Origin of the sequence: Umezawaea endophytica, assembly GCF_025061645.1 — a bacterium.
Taxonomy (GTDB): domain Bacteria; phylum Actinomycetota; class Actinomycetes; order Mycobacteriales; family Pseudonocardiaceae; genus Umezawaea; species Umezawaea endophytica.
Genome location: NZ_JANYMP010000001.1, coordinates 687,160 through 712,005 on the forward strand (window position 1 = coordinate 687,160; position 24,846 = coordinate 712,005).

General features: G+C 72.9%; 21 protein-coding genes. 2 read left to right on the plus strand and 19 right to left on the minus strand.

Translation table 11 applies throughout. The annotated features are described in order from the left end of the window. Window positions 1–2: 2 nt before the first annotated feature. The 15 genes from NZH93_RS02685 to NZH93_RS02755 all read right to left on the minus strand — a co-directional run bounded on the left by NZH93_RS02685 (window position 3) and on the right by NZH93_RS02755 (window position 20,029). Window positions 3–1,433 carry an EboA domain-containing protein gene (locus tag NZH93_RS02685; protein ID WP_259621252.1) on the minus strand — a complete coding sequence of 477 codons (1,431 nt, stop codon included), beginning with the start codon at window positions 1,431–1,433 and terminating at the stop codon, window positions 3–5. Beyond that, the gene (locus NZH93_RS02690) at window positions 1,430–2,284 is read right to left on the minus strand and encodes an SCO3242 family prenyltransferase (RefSeq protein WP_259621253.1); all 855 of its coding nucleotides are present in this window, start codon (window positions 2,282–2,284) and stop codon (window positions 1,430–1,432) included. Before NZH93_RS02690 ends, NZH93_RS02685 begins: the two co-directional genes overlap by 4 nt. Next, window positions 2,281–2,403, minus strand: coding sequence for a hypothetical protein (locus tag NZH93_RS02695; RefSeq protein WP_259621254.1), 123 nt, complete (start codon window positions 2,401–2,403; stop codon window positions 2,281–2,283). The genes NZH93_RS02690 and NZH93_RS02695 overlap by 4 nt, the downstream gene beginning before the upstream one ends. Further along, the gene (locus NZH93_RS02700; RefSeq protein ID WP_259621255.1) at window positions 2,400–3,569 is read right to left on the minus strand and encodes an inositol-3-phosphate synthase; all 1,170 of its coding nucleotides are present in this window, start codon (window positions 3,567–3,569) and stop codon (window positions 2,400–2,402) included. The genes NZH93_RS02695 and NZH93_RS02700 overlap by 4 nt, the downstream gene beginning before the upstream one ends. 88 nt (window positions 3,570–3,657) lie before the next feature. Further along, on the minus strand, window positions 3,658–8,385 hold the full coding sequence (locus NZH93_RS02705; protein WP_259621438.1) for a ThuA domain-containing protein: 4,728 nt from the start codon (window positions 8,383–8,385) through the stop codon (window positions 3,658–3,660). A 246-nt stretch (window positions 8,386–8,631) separates the two neighbouring features. Beyond that, entirely contained in the window at window positions 8,632–9,777 is a 1,146-nt protein-coding gene (locus tag NZH93_RS02710) for a Gfo/Idh/MocA family protein (protein ID WP_259621256.1), read from the minus strand. A gap of 83 nt (window positions 9,778–9,860) precedes the next feature. Next, entirely contained in the window at window positions 9,861–10,913 is a 1,053-nt protein-coding gene (locus NZH93_RS02715) for a substrate-binding domain-containing protein (protein ID WP_259621257.1), read from the minus strand. A gap of 95 nt (window positions 10,914–11,008) precedes the next feature. Continuing rightward, window positions 11,009–11,992 (minus strand): ABC transporter permease, encoded by a 984-nt coding sequence (locus NZH93_RS02720; protein ID WP_259621439.1) that lies wholly within the window; start codon window positions 11,990–11,992, stop codon window positions 11,009–11,011. Between the two features lie 41 nt (window positions 11,993–12,033). Beyond that, window positions 12,034–13,554 carry a sugar ABC transporter ATP-binding protein gene (locus tag NZH93_RS02725; protein WP_259621440.1) on the minus strand — a complete coding sequence of 507 codons (1,521 nt, stop codon included), beginning with the start codon at window positions 13,552–13,554 and terminating at the stop codon, window positions 12,034–12,036. Window positions 13,555–13,649: 95 nt separating this feature from the next. Beyond that, window positions 13,650–14,909 carry an ROK family transcriptional regulator gene (locus NZH93_RS02730; RefSeq protein ID WP_259621258.1) on the minus strand — a complete coding sequence of 420 codons (1,260 nt, stop codon included), beginning with the start codon at window positions 14,907–14,909 and terminating at the stop codon, window positions 13,650–13,652. Window positions 14,910–15,862: 953 nt separating this feature from the next. Continuing rightward, the gene (locus NZH93_RS02735) at window positions 15,863–17,065 is read right to left on the minus strand and encodes an ROK family transcriptional regulator (protein ID WP_259621259.1); all 1,203 of its coding nucleotides are present in this window, start codon (window positions 17,063–17,065) and stop codon (window positions 15,863–15,865) included. Between the two features lie 122 nt (window positions 17,066–17,187). Next, complete coding sequence (locus NZH93_RS02740) at window positions 17,188–17,574, minus strand: STAS domain-containing protein (protein WP_259621260.1); 387 nt, start codon at window positions 17,572–17,574, stop codon at window positions 17,188–17,190. A gap of 106 nt (window positions 17,575–17,680) precedes the next feature. Next, on the minus strand, window positions 17,681–18,331 hold the full coding sequence (locus NZH93_RS02745) for a response regulator (protein ID WP_259621261.1): 651 nt from the start codon (window positions 18,329–18,331) through the stop codon (window positions 17,681–17,683). Then, window positions 18,331–19,503 carry a sensor histidine kinase gene (locus tag NZH93_RS02750; protein ID WP_259621262.1) on the minus strand — a complete coding sequence of 391 codons (1,173 nt, stop codon included), beginning with the start codon at window positions 19,501–19,503 and terminating at the stop codon, window positions 18,331–18,333. Before NZH93_RS02750 ends, NZH93_RS02745 begins: the two co-directional genes overlap by 1 nt. Before the next feature lie 73 nt (window positions 19,504–19,576). Further along, complete coding sequence (locus NZH93_RS02755; protein ID WP_259621263.1) at window positions 19,577–20,029, minus strand: hypothetical protein; 453 nt, start codon at window positions 20,027–20,029, stop codon at window positions 19,577–19,579. Between the two features lie 154 nt (window positions 20,030–20,183). Here NZH93_RS02755 and NZH93_RS02760 point away from each other — a divergent pair, with 154 nt between their 5' ends. Continuing rightward, window positions 20,184–20,699, plus strand: a complete 516-nt coding sequence (locus NZH93_RS02760; protein ID WP_259621264.1) for a hypothetical protein — start codon at window positions 20,184–20,186, stop codon at window positions 20,697–20,699. Here NZH93_RS02760 and NZH93_RS02765 read toward each other — a convergent pair. Both NZH93_RS02765 and NZH93_RS02770 read right to left on the minus strand, forming a co-directional pair. Then, on the minus strand, window positions 20,696–21,157 hold the full coding sequence (locus tag NZH93_RS02765; protein ID WP_259621265.1) for an RDD family protein: 462 nt from the start codon (window positions 21,155–21,157) through the stop codon (window positions 20,696–20,698). The two genes, NZH93_RS02760 and NZH93_RS02765, sit on opposite strands and share 4 nt — an antisense overlap. A gap of 65 nt (window positions 21,158–21,222) precedes the next feature. Continuing rightward, window positions 21,223–21,855 (minus strand): TetR/AcrR family transcriptional regulator, encoded by a 633-nt coding sequence (locus tag NZH93_RS02770; protein WP_259621266.1) that lies wholly within the window; start codon window positions 21,853–21,855, stop codon window positions 21,223–21,225. Between the two features lie 197 nt (window positions 21,856–22,052). On the opposite strand from NZH93_RS02770, the gene NZH93_RS02775 reads away from it, so the two are divergent. Continuing rightward, window positions 22,053–23,273 (plus strand): cytochrome P450, encoded by a 1,221-nt coding sequence (locus NZH93_RS02775; RefSeq protein WP_259621267.1) that lies wholly within the window; start codon window positions 22,053–22,055, stop codon window positions 23,271–23,273. Window positions 23,274–23,315: 42 nt separating this feature from the next. On the opposite strand, the gene NZH93_RS02780 is transcribed toward NZH93_RS02775, so the two are convergent. Both NZH93_RS02780 and NZH93_RS02785 read right to left on the minus strand, forming a co-directional pair. Next, window positions 23,316–24,377 (minus strand): aldo/keto reductase, encoded by a 1,062-nt coding sequence (locus NZH93_RS02780; protein WP_259621268.1) that lies wholly within the window; start codon window positions 24,375–24,377, stop codon window positions 23,316–23,318. Between the two features lie 96 nt (window positions 24,378–24,473). After that, window positions 24,474–24,836: a nucleoside triphosphate pyrophosphohydrolase family protein gene (locus NZH93_RS02785; RefSeq protein WP_259621269.1), complete on the minus strand. Its 363-nt coding sequence runs from the start codon at window positions 24,834–24,836 to the stop codon at window positions 24,474–24,476. Window positions 24,837–24,846 lie beyond the last annotated feature (10 nt).

Here is a 24,846-nt window from a genome sequence, read left to right on the forward strand (position 1 = left end):
CCTCACTCACCCTTCCCGAGCAGTCGTGCGGCGTCGGCGGGCACGTCACGGCCCGCGGCGGTGCGTTCGGCGGCGTAGTCGGCGACCATGCGCAGCAGCTCGTCGTCGGTCCGCCGCTCCAGCCCCGCCACGGCGGCCAGCGGCACGCCGGTGAACAGGCACTTGAGGACGCCGTGCCGCCAGCCGTGGTCGTCGAGGTGGTCGGCGGCGAACGGGCCGAGCGCGGCGGCGACGAGGCGGACGTCGTTGGTGCGCAAGGCGTCCCGGACGACCTCCAGTCCCGCGGCCGACGCCCGGTCGCCGACCAGGGCGAGGCCGCGCAGCACGCCGCGCTTCTCCGCGTCGTCGCCGTGCCGGTAGAGCGCGAGCAGTTCGGCGGACAGGGCGTCGTCGTCCAGCATGGTGGCGAGCGCGCCGAGGAGTTCGGCGCGGGCCGCGTCGTCGACGCTGCCGTGCACCAGGCCCTGCGGGTCGTCGGGCCGGTTGAGGCCGCGGCCGACCCGACGGCCCACCGCGGGGAACAGCCGTCCCACGACGGCGGGGTCGCGGCGCACCGCGCGCTGGGCATCGGCCAGCCACGGGTGTCGGGGCTTGGCGGGCTCGTCCGGCATCGCCGCCTTGAGCGCCTCCACCGCCCGGCGGGCCACGTCGGGGGCGGCGTGGCTGTGCCGGGGCAGTTCGACGGCGGCGACGCCGACGTAGTTGACGGCGGCGAGCGCGGCGAGGGTGGCACCCAGGTCCAGGTCGCCCTCGCCGAACTCCAGGTGCTCGTGCACGCCCGGCAGCATGTCGTCGAGCTGCACGTTCACCAGCAGCCCACCCGCGCGGCGCACGCACGTGGCGGCGTCGTCGGGTTCCACGGCCACGCAGTGCCCCACGTCGAGGGTGACGCCGAACAGCGACGGCGAACCCAGTTCCTCGCGCAGCCGCAGCGCCTGGGTGAGGTGCTGCACGAACATCCCCGGCTCGGGTTCGAGGCCGAGGGTGACGCCGAGCGGTTCGGCGCCCTCCAGCACAGCGGCGACGCCGGAGCGCATCCGGTTCCAGGCCTCGTCAGCGGGCACGTCGGCCGGTTTGATGCCGGACCAGAACGACACGCAGTCGGCGTTCAGCTCGGCCGCGATCCGCACCGCGCGGAGCAGGAAGTCCACCCGGACCTCCTGGGCCTCGCTGACCAGGGTCGGGTGGTGCTTGCGGTGCGGGTCGAGCAGGAACCGGGCGCCGGTCTCCACGACGCAGCGCAGGCCGAGCCGGTCGAGCTTCGCGGCGACGTGCGACACCCTGGCGGGCAGGTCGTCGGCGAACGGGTCGAGGTGGTGGTGGTCCAGGGTCAGCGCCACGGACGTGAAGCCGAGCCCGGCGATGATGTCGAGCGCGTCGTCGAGGCGGTGGTTGGAGAACCCGTTGGTGCCGTAACCGAGGTGGAAGGTCACGTCGGGCTCACCTTCCGGCCCAGCCGCCGGGCGAGCGGCAGTGCCAGAGCGACGGCGGCGGCCCCGACGACCGACCCGGCCCGTGCGGCGAGCGCCGACTGGAGCGGGACCATGCCGTGGATGCCCGCCTTCGTCGCGGTCCGCACGGACGCCGCGTCGGGCGTCCGCAGCGCGTCGAGCTGCGCGCGGCCGACGGTGGCGGCGTAGCCGGTGGCCGCGACGAGCCCGGCCAGGCGGTGCCGCCAGCAGGCCGACGGCCCGACGACGGCGGCGAACGCGCTGAGCGCCGTGCCGCCGAGCACCGCGCGGGCGACGGGCGCGGACGTGCCGTGCACCTCGCCGCGCGACAGCGCCGTCACGCCGAGGGTGTGCCCCGCCACGGCCGCGGCGGCGGGCAGCGCCCTCCGCGCGTCCAGTGCGCCCGCGCCGAGCAGGACGTCCAGCGCCCGGCACGCGGCCATCCCGACCGGACCGGCCGGGGTGGACTTCAGCACGGTGTCGTAGGACCACACGGCCAGCGCGAGCGGCACGGCGACGCGCAGCGAGTCCCGTCCACCCGCCCAGGCCGCGATCCCGAGACCGGTGGCGCTCAGCCCGGCCGCGACGGCCAGCGCCCGGTTCGGCGAGATCCGCCCCGACGGCACCGGCCGCTCCGGCCGCTCGACCGCGTCGAGGTCCCGGTCGGCCCAGTCGTTGAGGGCCATGCCCGACCAGTACAGCGCCACCGACGCGAGCGGCAGCAGCGCACGACGGCCGCGCAGCGGGTTCCCGGACGCCGCGGCCCCGGCGACGGTGTCACCGAGGACGGTGAGCGCGGCGGGCGCGCGCACCAGCTCCACGTACGCCCTCACGCCGTCCACCTCCTCGACCCGCGCACTCGCACGACCGCGAACCGACCCGGAACGGGCAGGTCCGCGCACCCGACACCCTGCACGCCGCTCTGGGCCGGCGCGCACACGACGTCCCTCATGCCCCGTACCTCCCCAGCTCACGGGCCCACGCGTGCAGGTCGCGGGTCTGCTCGGCGAAGCGGTGCTCGTCGTGGCCGAGGGGGTCCTTGAAGAAGAACGCCAGCGCTCCCAGCGCGCCGGACTGGCCGTCGGCGTGCGCGGCGGCCACGAGGCGGGCCAGGTCGAGCACGAGCGGCGCGGCCAGTGAGGAGTCCAGGCCGGTCCAGGTGAACTGGAGGCTCATCCGCGCGCCGAGGAACCCCTCGAACGACACGTGGTCCCACGCGGTCTTCTGCTCGCCGAGGTCGGGGACGTTGTCGATGTGCAGCGGCGCGGTGACCGGCTCCCCCAGCAGCGCGGCCAGGCCGCGGGCCTTGGACTCCAGCTTGCTGGCCGCGTGCTCGGGGTCCTCCAGCGTCGCCCCGTCGCCGCCGCCGAGCAGGTTGGTGCCCGACCAGGAGCGCACGCGAAGGCCGCGGGCGGTGAACATGGGCGCGAGGACGGTCCGCAGCAGCGTCTCGCCGGTCTTGCCATCGCGCCCGGCGTAGGGCAGGCCGAGGTCCACGGCGAGCTGGTGCAGCGCGGGCAGCGCGACACCGGTGGACGGGGTGAAGTCGACGAACGGGCAGCCCGCGCGCAGCGCCGCGTACGCGGTCAGCGAGCTGGGCGGCAGGACCGCGCGCTCCGGGTCGGCCAGCGCGGCCTCCAGCAGCGCGAGGTCGTCGTGCTCCGGCAGGTGCGGCACGGGTGGTTCGGTGGAGGACACGTTGACCACGACGACCCGCGCCAGGTCGTGCCGCTCCCGGAAGGACACCAGGTCGGCCGTGAGTCGTTGGGCGGCGGTGGCCTGCGCGCCGCGGTGGGTGGCCGGGTGGTAGCCCTCGCGGACCTCCGCGTCGACCGCGGCCAGCCCGTCGACCAGCGACGGCAGCAGGTGGTGCGGCAGGACGCCCGCGTGCGCGAGCTGCTCGGCGCGCTTCTCCAGGCAGGTGGTCACGACGTCGTGGCCGCCGACGACCAGGTCGTCCCACGACGGCAGGTCGACCTCGGCCAGTTCCGGTCTCGCGGTGACGCACCCGGTGGGCGGCGCGAGTCCCGCCCGCAAGGCGAGCAGTCCGCTCACGGCGGTGGTCGCCACCGATCCGCGCGCCCCGATCAACCACAGCCCGGTCCGCTGGTCCGCCATCACGGCCGCCCTTCTTCGCAGGGGGAAAGCTGGGTGGTGCGGGGCCGGGCAGACGCGGGTGACCGCGCCCGCCCGACCCGTGTGCGGCCTACTTCAAGCGCCGCGACGTGCCGTCGAGCAGGGCGATCACCGCGTCGGTGTCGCGGACGAGCACGGCGCGCACGCCGGTGTCCGGAACACCGACGGCCAGGACGCGGAACGCCCGCAGCTCCTTGACCGCCTTCGTGTCGTTGCCGTCCGCCTCCGCCTTGCGCGCCTTGGCGAGCTGCTTGGTCAGCTTGTCGTAGGACGCCTTCGGCAGCCGGTTGGTCGCCTTGAACCGGTCGAGGAGCTGGGACACGTCCCGCAGCGACGTGGTGACCGCGAACGGCACCGTCCTGGTGGTGGCGTTGCCCGCGACGTCGGTCGCGACGACCTTCAACTCGTGCACGCCGAGCGCCAGCTCGTGCAGCGGCAGGGCCGCGCCCGAGGTCAGCGCCCGCTGGCCGACGGTCGCGGTGACCGCGCGGACGCCGGAGGTGGCGTCACCGGCCTCCCACGACACGACCACGTCGGTCGCGTCGCCGTACACCCGGCCGTTGGCCACGCCCGCGACGATCAGCGTGGGCGAGGTGCCGTCGATCTCGATCGTCACCGCGCGGTCGGCCTCGGTGTTGCCCGCGACGTCGACCGACCGGTGCAGCAGGGTGTGGGTGCCGTCGCCGGACACCGCCACCGGGCGGAGGTAGGGCGTCCACGCCCCGCCGTCCAGGCTCCACTCGGTGCGCGCCACCCCGGAGGCCGGGTCGGCGGCGGTCAGCGCCACCGACACGGCGCCGCCGTGCCAGCCGCTCTCGCCGGGTGCGGCGAACGTGGCGGTGGTGACGGGGGCGGTGCCGTCGATCTTGACGTCCAGCGCCTTGACCTGCTCGACGTTGCCCGAGGTGTCGGTCGAGCGGTACTCGACCTTGTGGGCGCCGTCGGAGGCGACCACGACCGGCTCGGTGTAGGCGGTCCAGTCACCGCCGTCGAGCCGGTACTCGGTGCGCGCCACACCACCCGCGTCGGTGGCGACCAGCTCCACCGAGACCGGGGCCGCCGTGTACCAACCGGATCCGCCGGGGGGCGTGCCGGTCTTGGCGGTGGTCACCGGCGCCACCACGTCGAGGTCCTTGACGCGCACGTTGCGGAACCGCACGTCGTCGGAGTCGCCGTGGTTCTGGAGGCCGATGAAGCCCCGCGTCAGGTCGCGGGCCGGATCGGTGCTGGTGTAGTCGTTGATCTTCACCCCGTTCAGCAGCACCTGGATGCGCTGGTCGGTGACGAGGATCTCGTAGGCGTTCCACTGACCCGCCGGCTTGAGCGCCGCGTCGCGGGCGGCGATGTCGGCCGCCTTGAACGTGTAGATCGCACCGGTGGTGCGGTCCACGGCGTCGGTCGGGTCGATCTGGATCTCGTAGCCCTGGTTCACCGCGACCCACGGGTCGTCGCCGGGGTCGGGGAACCCGATGAAGACACCGGAGTTGTCGTCACCGGCGAGCTTCCAGTCGAGCTTGAGGCTGTACGAGCCGAGCTCGCCCTCGTGCCACAGCAGGCCCATGCCGCCCTCGGAGCGGATGGAGCAGTCGTTCTGGTGGACGAAGCGACCGGGACCGGCCTGGTTCCACGCCTCCAGGCTGCCGGGCGTGCCGTCGTAGAGGCTGCGGTAGCCCTCCTCGGGCGTGACCGGCGTGCACGCGGCGGGCTGGTCGGTGCTGAAGGTCAGCGAGTCCACGTCGAACAGCGCGCCCGAGCCGCCCTTGAACACGAGGTACATCTCGTGCGTGCCACCGGGATCGGTGATCGGGGTCGGGTCGAGGTCGACGTAGTTGTCCCAGCCGCCGGTGTTGGCGACGTACAGCGACTGCACGAGCGGGCCGTCCGGCGCGTCGAGCCGGACCTCCAGCGTGCCGCCGGACCCGCCGGACGAGACGCGGTACCCGATCCCGGTCACCCCGGCGAGGTTCACCGGGCTGAACTTGATCCAGTCGCCGTTCTCGATCTCGCCGACGCGCTTCTTGCCCTCCGCGGTGTCGCGTTCCAGCGCCCGCGCGCCCTGCGCGCCGGTGTAGAACTCGGCCTGCTTGTGCTTGGGCTGGAGCACCGCCTCGTCGGAGCCGGTCAGCGCCGGGGCACCGGGCGCGCCGTTGTCGGTGTAGGTGGCGTTGATGACGCCGAAGACGTTGGCGTCCGCGCCGTGACCGCCGTCGGCCGGGGTCGGGATGGTGCCCTGGCAGCCCGTGGCCCTGCTGAGCGGGTGGCCGTGGCTGTCGTGGCCGAGGATGTACTCCACGACCACCTTGGAGCAGTCGACCGGCTGGTCCTCGGGGTCGACGACGGTCACCGAGAACGGCACCTGGTCGCCGAAGCTGAACACCGAGCCGTCGAGCGGGGTGTTGAGGGTGACCACGGGGGCGGTGTTGCCGACGTTGATCACCACGCTGGCCGAGCCGGTCAGCCCGGTCGGGTCGGTCACCGACAGCTTCGCGCTGTACCGGCCGACGGTGTCGTAGGTGTGGCTCACCGGTCCGGCCTGCGTGGAGTCGGTGGTGCCGTCACCGTCGAAGTCCCACGCCCAGGTCAGCTCGGGACCGTCCTCGTCGGTGGTGCCCGTCGGGTCGAAGTTCACCGTCAGCGGCGCCGGGCCCGACGTCTTGTCGGCCGCCAGCTTCGCCACGGGCGTGTGGTTGCCCTGGGTGTAGTCGATCCGGTAGACCGCCGAGTCGGCCGCCCCGCCGAAGTAGCCGCTGCCGTAGTCGAGGACGTAGAGCGAGCCGTCCGGCCCGAACTCCAGGTTCATCGGCCTGGTCAGGGTCATCGAGTCGAAGAACGGCGTGATCGCGCCGCGTTCGCCGTTCGCGCCGACGTCGATGGTCTTGATCCAGCCGCGGTCCCACTCGTACGCGAAGTTCTTGTTGTCGAAGAACTTCGGGAACTTCGTCACCTGGTTCAGGTTCGGGTCGTAGTTGTAGGTCGGGCCGCCCATGGGCGACTCGCCGCCGGTGCCGAACTCCGGCACGGAACCGCCGTCGTAGGGGATCCACGCGGCCTTGGCGGGCGGCAGGTCGACCAGACCGGTGTTGTGCGGGCTGTCGTTGCGCGGGTTGGCGCAGTCGAACTTGGCGCCGGACGTGCCGGTGGCGAAGTCGTAGTCGTTGAACGCCAGGTTGTCCCCGACGCACAGCGGCCAGCCGTAGTTGCCCGGCTCCTTGATCAGGTTGAACTCGACGGTCCCGCCGGGACCGCGGTTCGGGTTGGCCGACCCGGCGTCGGGACCGTAGTCGCCGAGGTGGATCCAGCCGGTCTTCTTGTCCACGGCGAACCGGAACGGGTTGCGGAAGCCCATCGCGTAGATCTCGGGACGGGTCTTCTCGGTGCCCGGCGCGAACAGGTTGCCCGCGGGCACCGTGTACGAGCCGTCGGCGGCGACCTTGATGCGGACGATCTTGCCGCGCAGGTCGTTGGTGTTGGCCGAGGAGCGGCGGGCGTCGAACGCGGGGTTGCGGTCGGCGCGCTCGTCGATCGGCGAGTAGCCGTCCGAGGCGAACGGGTTGGTGTCGTCCCCGGTGGACAGCAGCAGGTTGCCCTGCGCGTCGAAGTCGATCTCCCCGCCCGCGTGGCAGCACAGGCCGCGGTCGGCCGGGATCTGGATGATCTTCTGCTCGCTCGCCAGGCTCAGGGTGCCGTCGTCGGACAGCGTGAACCGGGAGAGCTGGTTGTGGCCCTTGAACCGCTCGAAGTCCGCCGCGGTGCCGTTCTCCGGCGCGTCACCCGCGGGGGTGTCCAGCGGTGGCGCGTAGTAGAGGTAGACCCACTTGTTGGTGGCGAAGTCCGCGTCGACCGCGATGCCCTGGAGGCCGTCCTCGTCGTGGTTGTACACGGCGATCTGGCCCGCGAGCGACGTCGTCGCCTCCGGCGTGGTCAGCCACACGCGACCGTCGCGGGAGGTGTGCAACACCCGGCGGTCGGGCAGGACGGCGAGCGCGATCGGCTCACCGGTCTTCTCCTCGCCCAGCGCCAGCGTGATCTGGTCGAAGTCCGCGTCGGTCGGCGGCTCGTTCGGCGTCGTGCCGCCCGGCTCGCATCCGGCGGCCGCGGAGCCCGCGGCGTACTTGATGCCGCCCAGCAGGTGCTGCCGGAACGCCGCGTCCGCGTAGGACTCCTTGGTGTGGCCCATCCCCGTGTACCAGGAACGGCCCGAACCCTGCGTGTGGCACCACACGATGGGGTGGTCGCCAGCGGGGTCGGTGGGCGTGTAGCTGGTCTCGTCCAGCGCCGCCAGCACGTGCACGTCGGTGCGCGGGTTGCTCTGGTAGCTGTACCACTCGTCGGTGCGCGTCCACTTGTCCGGCAGGTGCGCCGTGGAGGCGTGGTCGTGGTCCTCGACGAGGACGTCGGCCTGCTGGATGGCCGGGTGGGACTTGAAGTACGAGCCCACCAGGTCGCCGTACCAGGGCCACGAGTACTCGGTGTCCGCGGCGGCGTGCACGCCCGCGTAGCCGCCGCCGTCCTGGATGAACCGCTCGAAGGCGCCCTGCTGGTCGTTGTTCAGGACGTCACCGGTCGTCGACAGCCACACGACCGCGTCGAAGCGGTCGAGGTTGGCGTCGGTGAACGCCCCCGCGTCCTCGGTGGCCTCCACGTGGAAGTCGTTGGCCGCGCCCAGGGCCTGGATGGCGGCGATCCCGTCCGGGATGGAGTCGTGCCGGAAGCCCGCGGTCTTGGAGAACACCAGGACGTGCTCGCCGTCCGGGTGGGCCGCGGCGGGCGCGGCGGCGCCGACGAGACCGGCGCCCACGCCGGTCAACAGGGCCAGGGCGGCGACCCCGAGGCGCGCCGCCGGTGGACGTAGGTTCGGGGGTGGTGTCCGCAACTGCGGGTCGTGCTCCACGCTTCGCTTACCACGCACGGGTATTCTCTCCTCGTTCTCACCGAACTGGGAACCGCGGAAGGCTGGGAAAACCCTCCTCTCGTGTCGCGGCACCGACCCGGCCCGTCCGCCGGGTCGGTGCCGCACTTGCTCCGGACCGTTCTCGGGGTGCCGTCAGGCGGGCACCGGCTGCCAGTTCGCCGCCACCGCGCTGTCCTCCACCGCCGCGAGCACCCGCTGGACCTGGAGCCCGTCGGCGAAGCTCGGCGCCGGGTCGGTCCCGGCGGCGATGGCGCCCACCAGGTCGACGACCTCGTGGACGAACGTGTGCTCGTAGCCGAGCAGGTGGCCGGGCGGCCACCACGCGCCGACGTACGGGTGGTCCCCCTCGGTGACCAGGACCCGGCGGAACCCGGCCTCGGAGTCGGGGGAGTCCCCGTCGAAGAACTGGAGTTCGTTCATCGACTCGAAGTCGAAGGCCAGGCTGCCGCGCGAGCCGTTGACCTCCAGGCGCATCGCGTTCTTGCGGCCCAGCGCGTAGCGGGTGGCCTCGAAGCTGCCGACCGCGCCGCCGGTGAAGCGGGCCAGGAACAGGGCCGCGTCGTCCACCGTGACCTGGCCCGTGCCGCCCGCGCCGTCCGGGCGGGACGTCGTGAACGTCTCGGTCAGCGCGGACACGCCGGTGATCGTGAGGCCGGTAACGAACTGCGCGGCGTCCACGATGTGCGCGCCGAGGTCGCCCAGCGCGCCGGAGCCCGCCTTCTCCCGGTCCATCCGCCACGTCATCGGCGAAGCCGGGTCGGACAGCCAGTCCTGGAGGTACACGGCGCGGACGTGCCGCACCTCGCCGAGCCGCCCGTCCGCGACGAGCTTGCGGGCGAACGCCAGCGCGGGCACCCGCCGGTAGTTGAACGCCACCATCGACCGCACACCGCGGGCGGCGGCGGCCACCGCGGCGGCGGCCATCTTCTCCGCCTCCGCGACCGAGTTGGCCAGCGGCTTCTCGCACAGCACGTGCTTGCCCGCCTCCAGCGCCGCCACCGCGATGTCGCAGTGCGAGTCGCCGGGCGTGCAGATGTCGACCAGGTGCACGTCGTCGCGCTGGACCAGCGCGGTCCAGTCGGTCTCGACCGCGGCCCAGCCGTACTTGTCCGCCGCTTCCCTCGTGCGGGTCGCGTCGCGGCCGCCCAGCACCGAGAGCCTCGGCACCAGCGGCAGGTCGAAGAAGCGGTGCGCGTTGCGCCAGGCCTGGGAGTGCACCGCGCCCATGAACGCGTGCCCCACCATCCCGACGCCGATCTCCCCGCGGTTGTCGTTCATCCGTCTAGGCCCTTCGTCGCTCCTGCGGTTCCACCTCGCCACGGGGTCCCGGCGCCGCCGCGCTGCGGCGCCGGGACCACCCGTCAGGAGTCGAACCCGACGTCGAGGTAGGAGTCCACGTTCTCCTTGCTCACCACGGCGGAGTAGGTCGTGATGAGCGCCGGGATCTCGTGCTCCGCGAGGTCGCCGATGCCCTTGGCCTGGCCGAGCAGGCGGGCCAGCGCGATGGCGGAGGAGGCCATGGACGGGCTGTAGAGCACCGTCGCCTTGACCACGCCGCTGTCGGCCTTGATCAGGTCCATCATGTTCCGCGACCCGGCGCCGCCGACCATGATGAAGTCCTTGCGGCCCGCGCCGTCGATCGCCGCGAGGACGCCGATGCCCTGGTCGTCGTCGTGGTTCCACAGCGCGTCGAGCTTGCTCGCGCCCTGGAGCAGGTTCGCGGTCTGCTGCTCGCCGGACTCCGGGGTGAACTGGGCGGACACCCGCGGGCCGACGGAGAAGCCCGCGCGGGCCAGCGCGTCCTTGAAGCCCTTGCTGCGTTCCTGGGTCAACGGTAGCGAGTCGATGCCCGCGACCTCGCCGATGATCGGGGCGGAGATGTTCTTCGCCTTCATCTGGGAGGCGATGTAGTTGCCCGCGTTGACACCCATGCGGTAGTTGTCGCCGCCGATCCACGCCCGGTAGGCGAGCGGCGTGTCGAAGATCCGGTCCACGTTGACGACCGGGATGCCCGCGTCGGTGGCCTGCCTGCCGACCTCGGTGAGCGCCTTGCCGTCGAAGGGCAGGATCACCAGCACGTCGACCTTGTCGTTGATCAGCGTCTCGACCTGGCCGATCTGCTGGTTGACGTCGTTGGTGCCCTCCGTGGCCTTCAGGGTCACGTCGGAGAACCGGCCCGCCTGGGCGCGGGCGTTCTTCGTCATGGCCGCCATCCAGCCGTGGTCGGCGGCGGGCGCGGAGAAGCCGATGGTGATGGCCTTGCCGGGCTGGCTGTTCTCCCCCGCTCCCCCGGCCACGGCGGCGTTGGACGCGCCCGCGTTCGGCGACTCGTTGGACGTGCAGCCCGCGAGGACTGCGGTGGCGCCGATCGCGGTGGTGCCCCACAGGAAGCGGCGACGGTCGAGTGATGGCATGGCGAACTCCAGCGGTGTGGGTGTTGGTGGCCTGGCGGGACGGGAAAACGGGTGGAGCACTGGCGGGCCGGACGCAGGAGGCCGGTGGTTCGCCGTCAGGTTTTTCGGACGCGGCGGCGCAGCCTCGTGCTCTGGAGCAGCACGGCGGCGACGATGATCACGCCCTTGGCGATGTTCTGGATGTCGGTGTCGAGGTTGTTCTGGGTGAAGATGCTGTTGAGGACGGTGAAGATCAGGACTCCGACGAGGGTGCCGATGAGGCTGCCCCGGCCGCCGGTGAGCAGCGTGCCGCCGATGACGACCGCGGCGATGGCGTCCAGTTCGTAGAAGAGGCCGTTGGTGGAGGCGCCCGACGTGGTGCGGGCGACGACCATGATCGCCGCGATGCCGCAGCACAGGCCCGCGATGCCGTAGACCAGCGCGGTGTGCCGCTTGACGTCGATGCCCGCCAGGCGGGCGGCCTCGGCGTTGCCGCCGACGGCGAACGTGCGGCGGCCGAACGTGGTGCGGTTGAGCAGCACCCAGCCGACCGCGAACACCAGCGCCAGCATCCAGATCAGCACCGGGATGCCCAGGAAGGCGCCGCGGAAGAACGACGTGAAGCCGGTCTCCGACACGACCTGCGTGCGCCGCCCGGACAGCCGCTCGGCCAGGCCCCGCGCCGAGGCGTACATGGCGAGGGTGGCGATGAACGGCACGATCTTGCCGTAGGAGATCAGCACCCCGTTGACCAGACCGCAGGCCAGGCCGACCAGCAGCCCGCACAGCACCATCATGACGGGCCCGAAGGACTGCGTCGCGACGGTGGTCATCCACACGCTGCTCAACGCCACGATCGACCCGACGGACAGGTCGATGCCGCCGCTGATGATCACGAACGTCATGCCGACGCTCACCACGCCGATGGCCGCGGCGAGCCGCAGCATCGTGGAGATGTTGGCCTCGGTCAGGAAGCCGTCCGGGCGGGTGATGTAGCCGACCAGGCACAGCACGACCAGCACACCGACGAGCCCGGCGAGGCGCACGTCCACGGTGAACCCGCCGCGACGCGGGCTCTCCCGTTCCGGCGGGGGCGCGATCTGGTCACCGGTGGCGAGCACCGGGGTCGAGGACTTGCTGGTCACGACGATGCCTCCTCTGCGACGCCCGCGAGTTCGGTCGCGGCGCTGCCTTCCATCACGATGTCGAGCACGGCCGCCTCGGTGAGGTCGGCGGCCGGTCGGTCGGCGAGCACCACGCCCTCGCGCAGCACCAGGACCCGGTCGGCGAGACCGAGCACCTCGGGGACCTCGCTGGACACCAGCACCACGGCCACCCCGTCGGCGGCCAGTTCGTGCACCAACCGGTACAGCTCCGCCCGCGCGCCGACGTCGACGCCGCGGGTGGGTTCGTCCAGCAGCAGGACCCGGCAGCCGCGCACCAGCCAGCGCGCGACGACGGCCTTCTGCTGGTTGCCGCCGGAGAACGTGCCCACGAGCCGCCGGGGGTCGGCGGGCCGCAGCTCCAGCTTCTCCAGCACCTCGCGCGAGTCCTTCATCTCCCGCGCCCGGTCGGTGAACCCGGCGGTGCTGTAGGCGCCGAGGCTCGCCAGGGTCACGTTGTGCGCGACCGGCAGCTCCAGCAGCAGGCCCTGGCTCTTGCGCTCCTCGGGGGCCAGCCCGATCCCGGCCTTGACGGCGGCGGAGACGCTGCCCGGCTTGAGCGGCACCCCGTCGACGCTCACCGTCCCGGAGTCGGGCCTGCGGGCCCCGAACACGGTCTCCAGGATCTCGCTGCGCCCGGCCCCGACGAGACCCGCGATGCCGAGCACCTCCCCGGCGTGCACGGTGAAGCTGATGTCGGCGAACTCACCCGCCCTGGTCAGCCCCTCGACCTTGAGCACCTCGGCCCGTTCGTCGGCCGTGGACTCCGCGCGCACCGGGAACACCGTGCTGACCTGGCGGCCGGACATGAGGTTCACCAGGTCCGAGGTCGGCGTGTCCGCGGCGAGCCCGGAGGCGACGGTCCGGCCGTCCTTGAGGACCGTGACCCGGCTGCCGATGCGCCGGATCTCCTCCAGCCGGTGCGAGATGTAGACGACGGACACGCCGTCGGCCGCCAGTTCGCCGACGATGCGGAACAGGTTGTCCACCTCGTCGGAGGCCAGCGCGGCGGTCGGCTCGTCCATGACGATGAGCCGCGCGTCGTGGGCCAGCGCCCGCGCCATCGACACGAGCTGCTGCCCGGCGGCGGACAGCAGGCCGACCTCCCGCTCCGGCGGGATCTCCGCGTGGCCGAGCCTGCGCATCAGCGCGGCGGCCTCGGCGTTCGCGGCGCCCCTGCGGCTGAACCCGAACCGGGACTTCTCGTGCCCCAGGAACACGTTCTCCGCGACCGAGAGCCCCGGCACGAGGTCCAGCTCCTGGTACATCGTCGCGATCCCGAGGCGCAGCGCGGCGACCGGTGACGGCAGCGACGTGGCCTCGCCCCGCCACAGGATCTCGCCGTGGTCCGGCCGGTGCGCCCCGGCGAGGACCTTGATCAGCGTGGACTTGCCCGCGCCGTTCTGGCCGAGCAGGCAGTGCACCTCGCCCGGCAGCACGCTCAGCTCGACGCCGTCGAGCGCGCGGACACCGGGGAACTCCTTCACGATGCCGGTCATCCTCAGCAGCGGCTGCCCGAGGTCGTCCGGTCCGGCGTCGACGTGCTCCTGCCCCTCGGTGTGGCCGTGGTCCTGCGTGGCGTCGTCCACAGCGCTCATGGGGCCACCATTCCTTCCGTGTGCTCGGTGTGCTCCTCGATCGGCACGGTGGCCGGGTCGTCCAGGACGCGGCGCAGCGCGTGCGCCGCGCCGCCCGTGGCCGGGGCCTGGAACCCCAGCCGGGACGCGACGATCGTCGCGCCGCCCGCGCCCTCCGCGAGGACGCGCGCGGCGACCTCGGAGCGGACCGGTTCGACCAACCACTCGGGCAGGGCGGCGAAGTAGCCGCCGAGCACCACCGCGGCCGGGTTGAACAGGTTGACCAGCACCGCGACGCCCGCGCCGAGCGCCGCGCCGATCTGGTGCAGGGCGTCGAGGGTGCGCCGGTCGCCGCTCACCGCTCGCGCCCTGACCAGCGCCATCCGGGAGTCCGGGTCGAGCGCCGGGTCGCGCACCGGGTCGTCGGGGGTCGCGCAGGCGTGCAGCAGCGCGCCGAGACCGACCTGCGTCTCCCAGCAGCCGCGCCGCCCGCACGAGCACCACGGGCCCAGCGGGTCCAGCGTCATGTGGCCGACCTCGCCCGCGTAGCCGAGGTGGCCGCGCACGAGTTCACCGCGCGAGAAGGCGCCCGCGCCGACGCCGTGGTCGCCGGTGAGGTAGACGAAGTCGTCGAGCCCGGCCGCCGCGCCCGCGTGGTGCTCGGCGATGGCCGCGAGGTTGGCGTCGTTGTCGGCGCCGAAGAAGTCGAGGGCGAGGCCGGTGCGGGCGGCGAGACCGTTGCGCAGGGCGACTTCCCGCCACCGCAGCCGCGGGGCGAACCGCACCACGGCTCCGTCGGTGTCGACCAGTCCCGGCACGGCGACCGTGGCGCCCACGACCCACCCGCCGCGGGCCTGGACGTCGCCGAGCACGCCCGCCAGCGCTTCCGCGAGGAGGTCGAGCACGCGTTCGGGGCCGGAGGCGGGGACGTCGCAGGCGATCTGCCTGCGCAGCAGCACCTCGCCGGTGAGGTCCATGACGGTCGCGCCGACGTGCTCCACGTTCAGGTCGAGCCCGACCCCGCAGGCCGAGGACGGCCGGAGTTCGACCAGCTCACCGGGCCTGCCCTGCCCGCCAGCCGTGGTGCCCGCGGGCCGGACGAGCCCGCGCTGCGCCAGGTCTCCGACGAGGGACGACACGGTCGCCTTGGAGAGCCCGGAGTGCACCGCGAGCTGCGCGCGGGAAACCTGCCCCTGCTCGCGCAACGTCCGCAGCAGGAGGACCAGGTTCGCTCGACGCGACCCTGTCCGGTCCGCCGGGCCCGGATATCGCAGCACTGGTGCTCCACTTCGTTGAGGAGCCGATCAAAAGTCGGTGTCTCAGCTCACAAAAGAGCCTGAACTACCACCCATATCGGACGCAATAGGCCATCTAGAGCAAGAAGTGGAGGTGACTTTTGCTGATTTTCGACAAAAGTCGGTCGGATCGACACGAAACTTGGCGGTGACGCAGCGTTCATCGGACGGGTGGGACGAGCGCGGGGAGGCCGTGGGCGGCGGGGCTGCCGGGCGGGTGGAGGTGCCGGGTCGATCATGGGCAGGCAGATGCGTGGGGGCGCTGTGAGCTGCGGAAAGGCGCCTGGCGGTCGGCGGACCACGGGTGGATGGCTGCTGCTGGTCGGCGAGGTCGGGCATGGCGGATCGGCCCGTGCCGCGCCGAGGTCAGCGAACGCCGCGTAGCGCCCGCGCCTGTCACGCACCCCGCACCTGCGGTGCGAGGGGCTCAGGTGACGGTCGGGAAGGCTCGGTCCGTGGCGGACCAGGCCACGCGCCCGGCCCTCGCCACGCCCGCGGTGTGGGGGTTCAGGTGGTCGTGGAGGAAGGCCCGGTCCGTGGCAGTCCACAGCACACCCTGCCCCCGCCACGCCCGAGGCGTGGCGGCTCAGGTCACCATCGAAAAGTCCGGTCCGCAGCGGACCAAACCACGCACCCGGCCCTCACCACACGCGCGGCGTGGGGACTCAGGTGACCGTCGAGGGGCCCGGTCCGTGGCAGACCAGGCCCGCACCCGGCCCTCACCACGCCCGCAGCGTGGGGACTCAGGTGACCGTCGAAAAGGCCCGGTCCGCAGCGGACCAAACCACCTCGCGGCGTCACACCCGAACCCCACCACCCCACCACCACGCCAGCGGCGTGAAGGCTCAGGTCGTCATCGAAAGCCCGGCCCGCAGCGGACCAACCCGCCCCCGCGGCACCACACCCGAACCCCACCACGCCCTCGGCGTGACGGCTCAGGTCACCGTCGAGAAGGCCCGGTCCGTGGCGGACCAGGCCGCGCCCGTCACGCCCGCCAGGTCGCCCAGTTCGGACAGCACGATCGGCAGGTTTCCCGTCGCCAGCGGCAGTGAGCGGCGGTAGACCGCGCCGCGGACCTCGGCCAGCAGCGAGTGGCCGAGGCGGGACACGCCGCCGCCGATCACGACCATGCCGGGGTTGAGGAAGCTCACCAGCGACGCCACGACGTGCCCGAGCCGCCTGCCGCCTTCGCGCACCAGGCTGGCCGCGGCGAAGTCGCCGGAGTTGGCCGCGCGGCCCACGTCCTCCGCCGTCACGCGGCCGTGGTCTTCCAGCGCGGAGGCGAGGAGCGCCGACCGGCCGCTGCGGGCCAGGGTCAGGCCTTCGCGGGCGAGTGCCGAGCCGCCGAAGTACGCCTCGAGGCACCCGACCTCGCCGCACGCGCACGCGGGCCCGAAGTCGTCCAGCCTGATGTGGCCGATGTCGCCCGCGGTCCCGGCGACGCCCCGGTAGACCCGGCCGCCGAGCACGATCCCGCAGCCGATGCCCGTGCCGACCTTCACGAAGATCAGGTCGTCGAGCGACCGCGCGACCCCGGCGTGCCGCTCCCCCAACGCCATCACGTTCACGTCGTTGTCGACCGTCACCGGGCAGCCCCACTTGCCCGCCAGCTCGTCGCGCACCGGGTACCGGTCCCAGCCGGGCATGATCGGCGGCGCCACGGGCATGCCGTCCCGGAAGCTCACCGGCCCCGGAAGCCCTATCCCCGCGCCGATCAGCCGCCCCGGCGCCTCGGCGAGCACCTGCTCGGCCAGCGCGAGCACCCGGCCCAGCACCACCACCGGTCCTTCGCGAACCGCGCACTCCTCGCTCGCGTGCGCCAGCACCTCGCACCGGCCGTCGGTGACGGCCACGGTGATCGACGTGGCCCCGACGTCCACGCCGAGCAGGCGCAGGTCGTCCGCCAGGTGCACGAAGGTCGACCGCCGCCCGCCCCGGCTGGCCGCCGGGCCGCCGACCTCGACGAGCCCGGTGTCCACGAGCTTGCCCAGCTCGGCGGTGAGCTTCGCCCGCGGCAGACCGACCCGCTCCCCCAGCGCGACCCTGGAGATGGCGCCCTCGTCGCGCAGCAGCGCCAGCAGGTCCGCCTGCTGGCGCGACCCGACCCGCGGCTGCCGCGCCGTGCTCGATGCGCCCACCACACCGCCTTCCCGAGAGCTGCTGATCACCACCCAGTGTGCAGGTTCCGCACCGCGGCACGCCGACACGGCCCCCGCCACGCCGTCAGGACGACCCGAACAGAGCACGTCGGTCCAGGAGGTCACGACACGGCGGAGAGCGCCTCGGGCACGGTCCGGTACAGCTCCAGCGTCTGGTCGAGCATGGTGGCCCGCAGTGCGCGCAGCGGGTTGCGGGCGGGAGCCACCACCCGCAACGGGGTGCCGCGGCGGACGCCGAGCTGGTGGTACTCCACCAGCAGCGACAGGCCGACCGAGGCGAGGAAGTCGACACCGGTCAGGTCGACCACCACCGGACCCCGGCCCGCGGCGGCGTCGGTGAACGCCGCGGCGAGCTGTTCACCCAGCTCCGACGCGGTGTGCGAGTCCACCTGGCCGAACGCGCGCACGACGACGGCGTCACCCCGCGTCTCGCGCTCGGCGCGCAGCGGGTCGACCCACTCGCCTCGACGATCATCACCGATCGACACGTGGCCTCCTGACCCTGCCTGGTGCGCTCACCCCCGAATCTAGCCGTTCGCCCGCGGCGGGCGGCCGTTCGCGGCGCGGATCCCTCCCGACGGCGCAGGCGCGACCTCAGACGAGCAGCCGGTGCCGCCACGCCCAGATGGCGATCTCGGTGCGGTTGCGCACGCCCAGCTTGCCCTGGACGCTCGCCAGGTGCGTCTTCACGGTGGACAGGGAGATCTCCAGGTCCTCGGCGACCTCCGCGTTCGTCCGTCCTTTCGCGACGGCCAGCACGACGTCCATCTCCCGCGTCGTCAACGGGGTGTCCGGTCGCACGAGGGTGCGGCTCGGGTCGCTGGTGAAGTGCGCCAGCAGCCGCACGGTGACCGACGGCGACACCATGGACTCGCCCTTGGCCGCGGCGTGCACGGCTTCGAGCAGCAGCCGGGGGCCCGCGTCCTTGAGCAGGAACCCGCACGCGCCCGCGAGCAGCGCCGCGTAGACGTTCGCGTCCACGTCGTAGGTGGTCACCACGACGACCCGCAGCGGGTCGGCGACGGTCGGGCCCGCGAGCAGCTCGGTGGCGCGGATGCCGTCGAGCACGGGCATCCGGATGTCCATCAGGGTGACGTCCGGCCGGAACCGGCGGGCCAGCCGCACCGCGGACTCGCCGTCGGCGGCCTCGCTGATGACCTGGATCTCCGGGTCCGCGTCGAGGATGAGCCGGAACCCGGTGCGCACCAGGGTCTGGTCGTCGGCGATGAGCACCCGGATCGGCATCAGACCCCTTCCCCGGCGCGCAGCGGGAGCCGCGCGGTGGTGCGCCAGCGGTGGCCGGGTTCCGGCCCGGCGTGCAGGCTCCCGCCCAGCGCGGTGACCCGCTCCGCCATACCCACGAGACCGTAGCCACCACCGGAGCGGTCGCCGCTCGCGCCGTCGTTGCGGATCTCCAGCACGAGGTGGCCGTCGGCGGTGTGGGCGCCGACGACGACCTCGGTGGCGTTCGGGGCGTGCCGCCGCACGTTGGTCATGGACTCCAGCACGATCCGGTTCACGGTGCCCGCCAGGTCCGACGGCACCGCCGTGGCGTCCAGCTCCTCCGACATGACCACGTCCGCGCGACCGTCCGCGGCAGCGCGGACGGCGTCGCCGAGCGTGCCGTCGGGCGGCGACGGCGCGGGGTCGCTGCGCAGCATCCCGACCAGCCGCCGCATCGAGGTGAGCGCCTCGGCGCCCGCCTGCTCGACCTCGCGGTACACGTCGACGGGGTCCTGGTCGGGCACCGCCGGGTTCTCCGCGAGCGCGTGCGCGGCCTGCGCGAGGACGACGATGCCGCTGACGTGGTGCGCCACCAGGTCGTGCAGCTCCCTGGCCAGTTGCAGGCGCTCGCCCTCGCGCACCCGGTCCAGCGCGGCGACGTGCCGGGCGTCGGCGTCGCGCAGCACCAGGCCGAAGGCCAGCGCGGTGCCCCACAGCAGCGCGGCGGGCACGGCGGCCAGCGCCACCGGCGACGCGACGCCGTAGCGCACCACCGGCGCGGCGACGACCGCCGCGCCCGCGGCCACCGCCAGCACCGCCGCCGCGACCGGTGGCAGGCGCCTGCACCCCGCGCCCGCGAGCAGCGCGATGCCGAGCACCTCGGTCGCGACCGGCTGGGCACCGGCCTCCGCGCCCACGAGCGCCGCCGCTCCCGTGCTGATCAGCGAGAACCCGATCACCGACCAGCCGAGCAGCGCGACCCGGTCCGGGAAGCGGCGGCGCAGCACGGCCAGCACCGCCACCGCCGTGCCCACGTACGGCACGAGGGCCGCCAGCACGGGCCCCAGCACGCCCCGCGCGCCTCCCTGGCCCTGCCGGACCACCAGCACGCTGTCCACGACCGTCGCCACCACCAGCGCGGTGATCTCGGCGACGAGCACGCCGCGACGTGCCGGCGGTCCGGCTGGGGTCATGGGCACGATCATCCCGATCCCGCGCCCGGTGCCGCCCACCGGGTCCGCCGTCGGTCCGCCGCCCGCGCGTCGATCACGCGGAGCGCTTCACGGCGGCGATGTAGGCGTTGGACGCGGGCAGGTAGCTCAGGACGACGGCGACGAGCGCGACGGCGCAACTGGCGTACCCGACCGCCGTGTTGCCCTGGGTGGCGGCGATCGAGGCGAGCTGGAGCAGCGTGATCACGGTCAGCACGACGCGGGCCCAGTTGCGGCCCGCCTTGAGCTTGAACGCGAGCCACAGGTGCACCAGCGCGACCACCAGCGTGACCCCGATGGCGAACCCGAGGCCCAGCGTGGCGGATCCCTGGATCTGCTCCTCGGTCAGCGCGTCCTGATTGGACTCCCGCAGGGTGTCGACGAGCTGTTGGCGGGACCCGGCCAGCAGCACGGCGGCGGCGAGGCTCACGGCGGTCGAGACGAGGAAGCCGAAGAAGGCCGTGATGATCGTGGTCGGAGGGGTCTGGGTGTGCGTTTCGGTAGCCATGGCCGAAAGCTATTTCCGTCCGGGATGCCGTGCAGCGCAACGACGTTCCGCCTAGTCCTTTCGGCCGACCCCCTAGTTCGCGGGGACTGGGGGACCCGCCTCGCCCCCTGTCCGCCCGTGCTCGGCCCATCCGGGCGGCGGGTACGGTTCCGCTGTGGCACAGGTCTTCATCCAGCCCTCGTACGGGACTCCCGAGGCGCGCGGGTACGGGAGGGCCACCCTGGACGCGTGCGTGCCGTTCACGGACGCCCGCTACGCCGAAACGCTGTCCCCTGCCGACCTCGCCGGGCTCAGCACCGCGCACCCGAGCGGCTCCGCGCGGTTCTGGGGCGCCACGGCCAAGCACGACAGGCGGATGGACACCGTGACCGCCGGTGACGTCGTGCTGCTCACCGGTCGGAAGCACGTGCTGGCGATCGGCGAGGTCGGGCACCGCTTCCGCGATCCCGCGTTCGCCAGGCTGCTGTGGAACCCCGCTCCGGGGAAGTGCGTCTGGGGCAACGTCTACAGCCTGCGCGGGTACTGGCCGGTCCGGGTGCCCTACGAGGCGGTCTGGGCGTTGCCCGGCTTCACGGTCGGCGACAACTTCATGGGCCTGCGGTTCCTGGACCCCGGCAGGTCGGCCGCCGTCCTGGCCCTCGTCGCGCCGGAAACGGGGCGGAACCCCTAGGTCCCGCCCGACGACCTCACCCGCACGACCACGGTGCGCGTGACGATGTCGCCGAAGCGCTGGTGCCGCGGCGTGACGGCGATCAGCACCGCGCCGAGCAGGCCGAGGAACAGGCCGTCCACCGCGAACAGCAGCCACCGCACGAGGTAGTCCCGCAGGGTCGGCGCCGTGCCGTCGAGCCGGACGATCCGCAGTCCCAGCCGCCGCATCGCGGGCGTGGCGCCGCCCTGGGTGTGCGGCACCCACACCTCGGACCACAGCGTGCCGCCGAGTGCGACCACGACGAGCATCACCAGCGGCAGGTAGAGGACCTCGCCGGGGGCGCCCACCTTCACGACCAGCGCGTAGGCAGCCGCAGCTCCCCACAGGGTCGCCGACGCGGTCGCCACCATCACCGTCACCTGGTCCAGCGCGTACTGGAGGTACCGGCGCAGCACCACGGTCTCCCCTTCGCCCACCCGGCCAACCCTGCCAGACGCCGACCGGTCGAGACGGGCGCGTCCGCCGGAGGTGGAGCGCGTGCTCAGGGCAGCAGGTCTTCGCAGGTGATGGGGCGGTTGGGCAGCGGGCTCCCCGGTTGGGCGCGCAGGCCGTCGAGCATGAGCGCCATGCAGCGCTCCGCCGCGCCGTCGATGCTGTCGAGCTGGTGCGGGAGCTGTCGCATGAGGAGCACGAACAGCAGCGCCACGTCGCCGGTGCCGATGTCCGGCCGCACCTGGCCCTCGGCCTGGGCCCCCTTGACCATGTGGTCGAGGTCGGACAGCAGCACCCGGCGGAACCGCTCGGTCGTCGGGTCGTCGCGGATGACGGCTCCCGCCTGCGCGGAGATCATCGCGAGGTGGATGCTGAGCCGGAATTCCCGCGAGTACCGCACGAACCGGACCAGCGCGTCCCACGCGGTCGGCTCCTCCTCGATGGACGCCCGCGCCTCCTCCATCGCACGGGTGAAGCTGTCCAGCGCGACCTCGCGGATCAGCGTCTCGCGGTCGGGGAAGCGCCGGTAGAGCGTACCGACGCCGACCGCCGCGGCGCGGGCGATCTCCTCCATCGGGGCGTCCGGCCCCTGCGCGACGAACATCGTCCTGGCCGCCGCGATGATCTGGTCGCGGTTGCGCCGGGCGTCGGCGCGCAGCGGCGTGCCGGGGTCGACTGCCATGGGGCGACGCCTTTCCGCTCGAACCGGGGGTCCGATTCTCGCACGCGGGTGATCGCAACCGGGCGTAACGGAAACCGGGGAGTTTCGCCCCGAAGTAGGTGGACGATTTTCTTCCGCTTCGCTAACTTGGAGAGAAGCGGAAGGTAATCCTCCGCATACTCACGGTTCTCGTCGACGCCGGACACCAGGAGATCGCGATGACGGAAGTGCTGCCGATGCGCCCCGAGCAGTTCCCGCTGAACAGGGAGTGCCCCTTCTCACCGCCGAAGGAGTACCGCGAGATCCGCGAGGAGGACCCGATCGCCAGGATCCACCTGCCCGACGGGAAGTGGGCCTGGGCCGTCACCCGGCACGAGGACGTCCGGACGGTGCTGTCCGACCCCCGGTTCAGCGCGGACCGGACGCACCCGGACTTCCCGGTCCTGGCCTCCGGCGGGCGGCTCCGGCCGCCGGAGGAGAAGGTCGAGAAGTCCCTCATCTCCATGGACGCGCCCGAGCACGGGCCCGCCCGGCGCGCGGTGCTCGGGGAGTTCACCGTGCGCCGGATGGAGGCGCTGCGCCCGCGCATCCAGGAGATCGTGGACGAGCGGATCGACGCCGTCCTGGCCGGGCCGCAGCCCGCGGACCTGGTGCGCGAACTGTCCCTGCCGGTGCCCTCGCTGGTGATCTGCGAACTGCTCGGGGTCCCCTACAGCGACCACGAGTTCTTCCAGGAGCACACCGCGACGATGGTCGACCGGATGAGTTCCGGCCAGGCCCGCCAGGAGGCCGTCCGCGCGATCGAGGACTACCTCAGCGACCTGATCAAGCTCAAGGAGGACGCCCCCGGCGAGGACGACCTGCTGGGCAGGCAGATCCTCAAGGGCCGCGAGGAGGGCACGTACCGGCACGAGGCGCTGGTGGCCATGGCGTTCCTCCTGCTGGTCGCGGGCCACGAGACCACCGCGAACATGATCTCCCTCGGCACGGTGGCGCTGCTGGAGAACCCGGACCAGCTCGCACTGGTCAGGGACGACCCGGCGAAGACGCTGCCCGCGGTGGAGGAACTGCTGCGGTACTTCACCATCGTCGACGTCGTCACCGCGCGGCTGGCGACCGAGGACGTGGAACTGGGCGGGGTCACCATCCACGCGGGCGACGGCGTGATCGGGGTCGGCTTCTCCGCCAACCGCGACCCGGAGGCCTTCGAGAACCCCGACAGCCTCGACCTCGAACGCGGTGCGCGCCACCACGTCGCGTTCGGCTTCGGGCCGCACCAGTGCCTCGGGCAGAACCTCGCCCGGATGGAGCTCCAGATCGTCATCGACACCCTGTTCCGCCGCCTCCCCGGCCTCGCGCTGGCCGAGCCGCTGGAGAAGCTGCCGTTCAAGGACGAGGCGGCGATCTACGGGCTGTACGCCCTGCCGGTCACCTGGTGAGACCGGTGCGTCCGCTCGGTGGGCGACCGCGCCCGCCGAGCGTCAGGCGCGCTGGAAGGTGTCGGACGAGAGCCCGTTGATCGTGGTGCCGCCCTGCTGGAAGCCGATGCCCATGCCGTCGACGACCTCGGCGGGGTAGTCCAGCCGGGGCGCGGTCAGACCGTCCAGCTCGGCGAGGTCCTCCCTGGACAGGTGGACGTCGAGCGAGGCCGCGTTGGCGTCCCACTGGGCGAGCGTGCGGGCGCCGATCAGGGTCGAGGTGACCTCGCTCCGGCTCCGGACCCAGGCGAGCGCGACGGCGGCCACCCCGGTGTCCAGTTCCTTCGCGATCCGCTGGAGCACGTCGAGCAGCGCGAACGTGCTCTCGGTGAGGTGCGGGGCCGCGTAGGCGGCGCGCCGGGAGTCGTCGGGGTCGGAGTTCGCGCGGGTGTACTTGCCGGAGAGGACACCGCTGGCGAGCGGGCTCCACGGCGTGACGCCGAGCCCGAGCGCCCGAGCGACGCCGAACTGCTCGCCCTCCGCGGTGCGGCGCAGGAGCGAGTACTCGACCTGGAGCGCGATGAACGGCTCCCAGCCGCGCAGCCGGGCGATCGTGGTGGCCTCGGCGACCGCCCAGGCGGGCGTGTTGGACGCCCCGACGTAGCGGATCTTCCCGGCGCGCACGAGGTCGTCCAGTGTGGACATCGTCTCCTCGACCGGGGTGTGCCGGTCCCACATGTGCTGCCAGTAGAGGTCGACGTAATCGGTGTTCAGCCTCCGCAGCGAGTCCTCGACCTGCCTGCGGATGTTCTTGCGGCCGTTGCCACCGGCGTTCGGGTCGCCGGGGTGCGTGTTGGCGTCGAACTTGGTGGCCAGCACCAGGCGGTCGCGGGCGCCGGGGTCGCGGGCGAAGTACGCGCCCAGCGCCTCCTCGGACTTGCCGTCGCTGTAGATGTTCGCGGTGTCGACGAAGTTGCCGCCCGCCTCCCGGAAGCGGTCCAGGATCGCGAACGACGTCTCGTTGCCCGATCCCCAACTGCCGTCGTCGAAGTTCATCGCGCCGAGCGCGAGCGGGCTGACGCGCAGCCCGCTGCGGCCGAGGGTGCGGTAGGAGTCGAGTGGCATGCGTTTCCTCTTCACTGGTGGGTTCCGGTGCCTCGCCACCAGCATCGCGCCGTCCGGTCCGCACGGGTAGGACGCGCCGGGGTGGGTGCGGCACTCCTAGGTGCGGTGGCCGCCCAGGTCGGCGACAGCGCGTTCGAGGTCGTGCTCGATGCGCCCCATGGTGTTCTGGTAGGCCTCGCCGAGGTCGATGCCGAGCCGGTCGGCCAGGACGAGGCACCACCAGACGCTCTCGGCCAGCTTGTGCTCCAGTTCCGCGCGGGGATCGCCCTGGACGGCCCAGGTCCCGTCGTGGGCGAGCAGCAGCCTCCCCACCTGGCCCACGTCGTTGGCGAAGCCCAGCATCAGCTCGTGCGACGTCCACACCTTGCCGTTGAGGTGCAGTTCGAGCCGCTCGTAGAGGGCCCGCACCCGCAGGGCCCGGCTGTTCGCCGCGCTCAGCTCGCTGTCGTGCTCGGTCATGGTCCGCTCC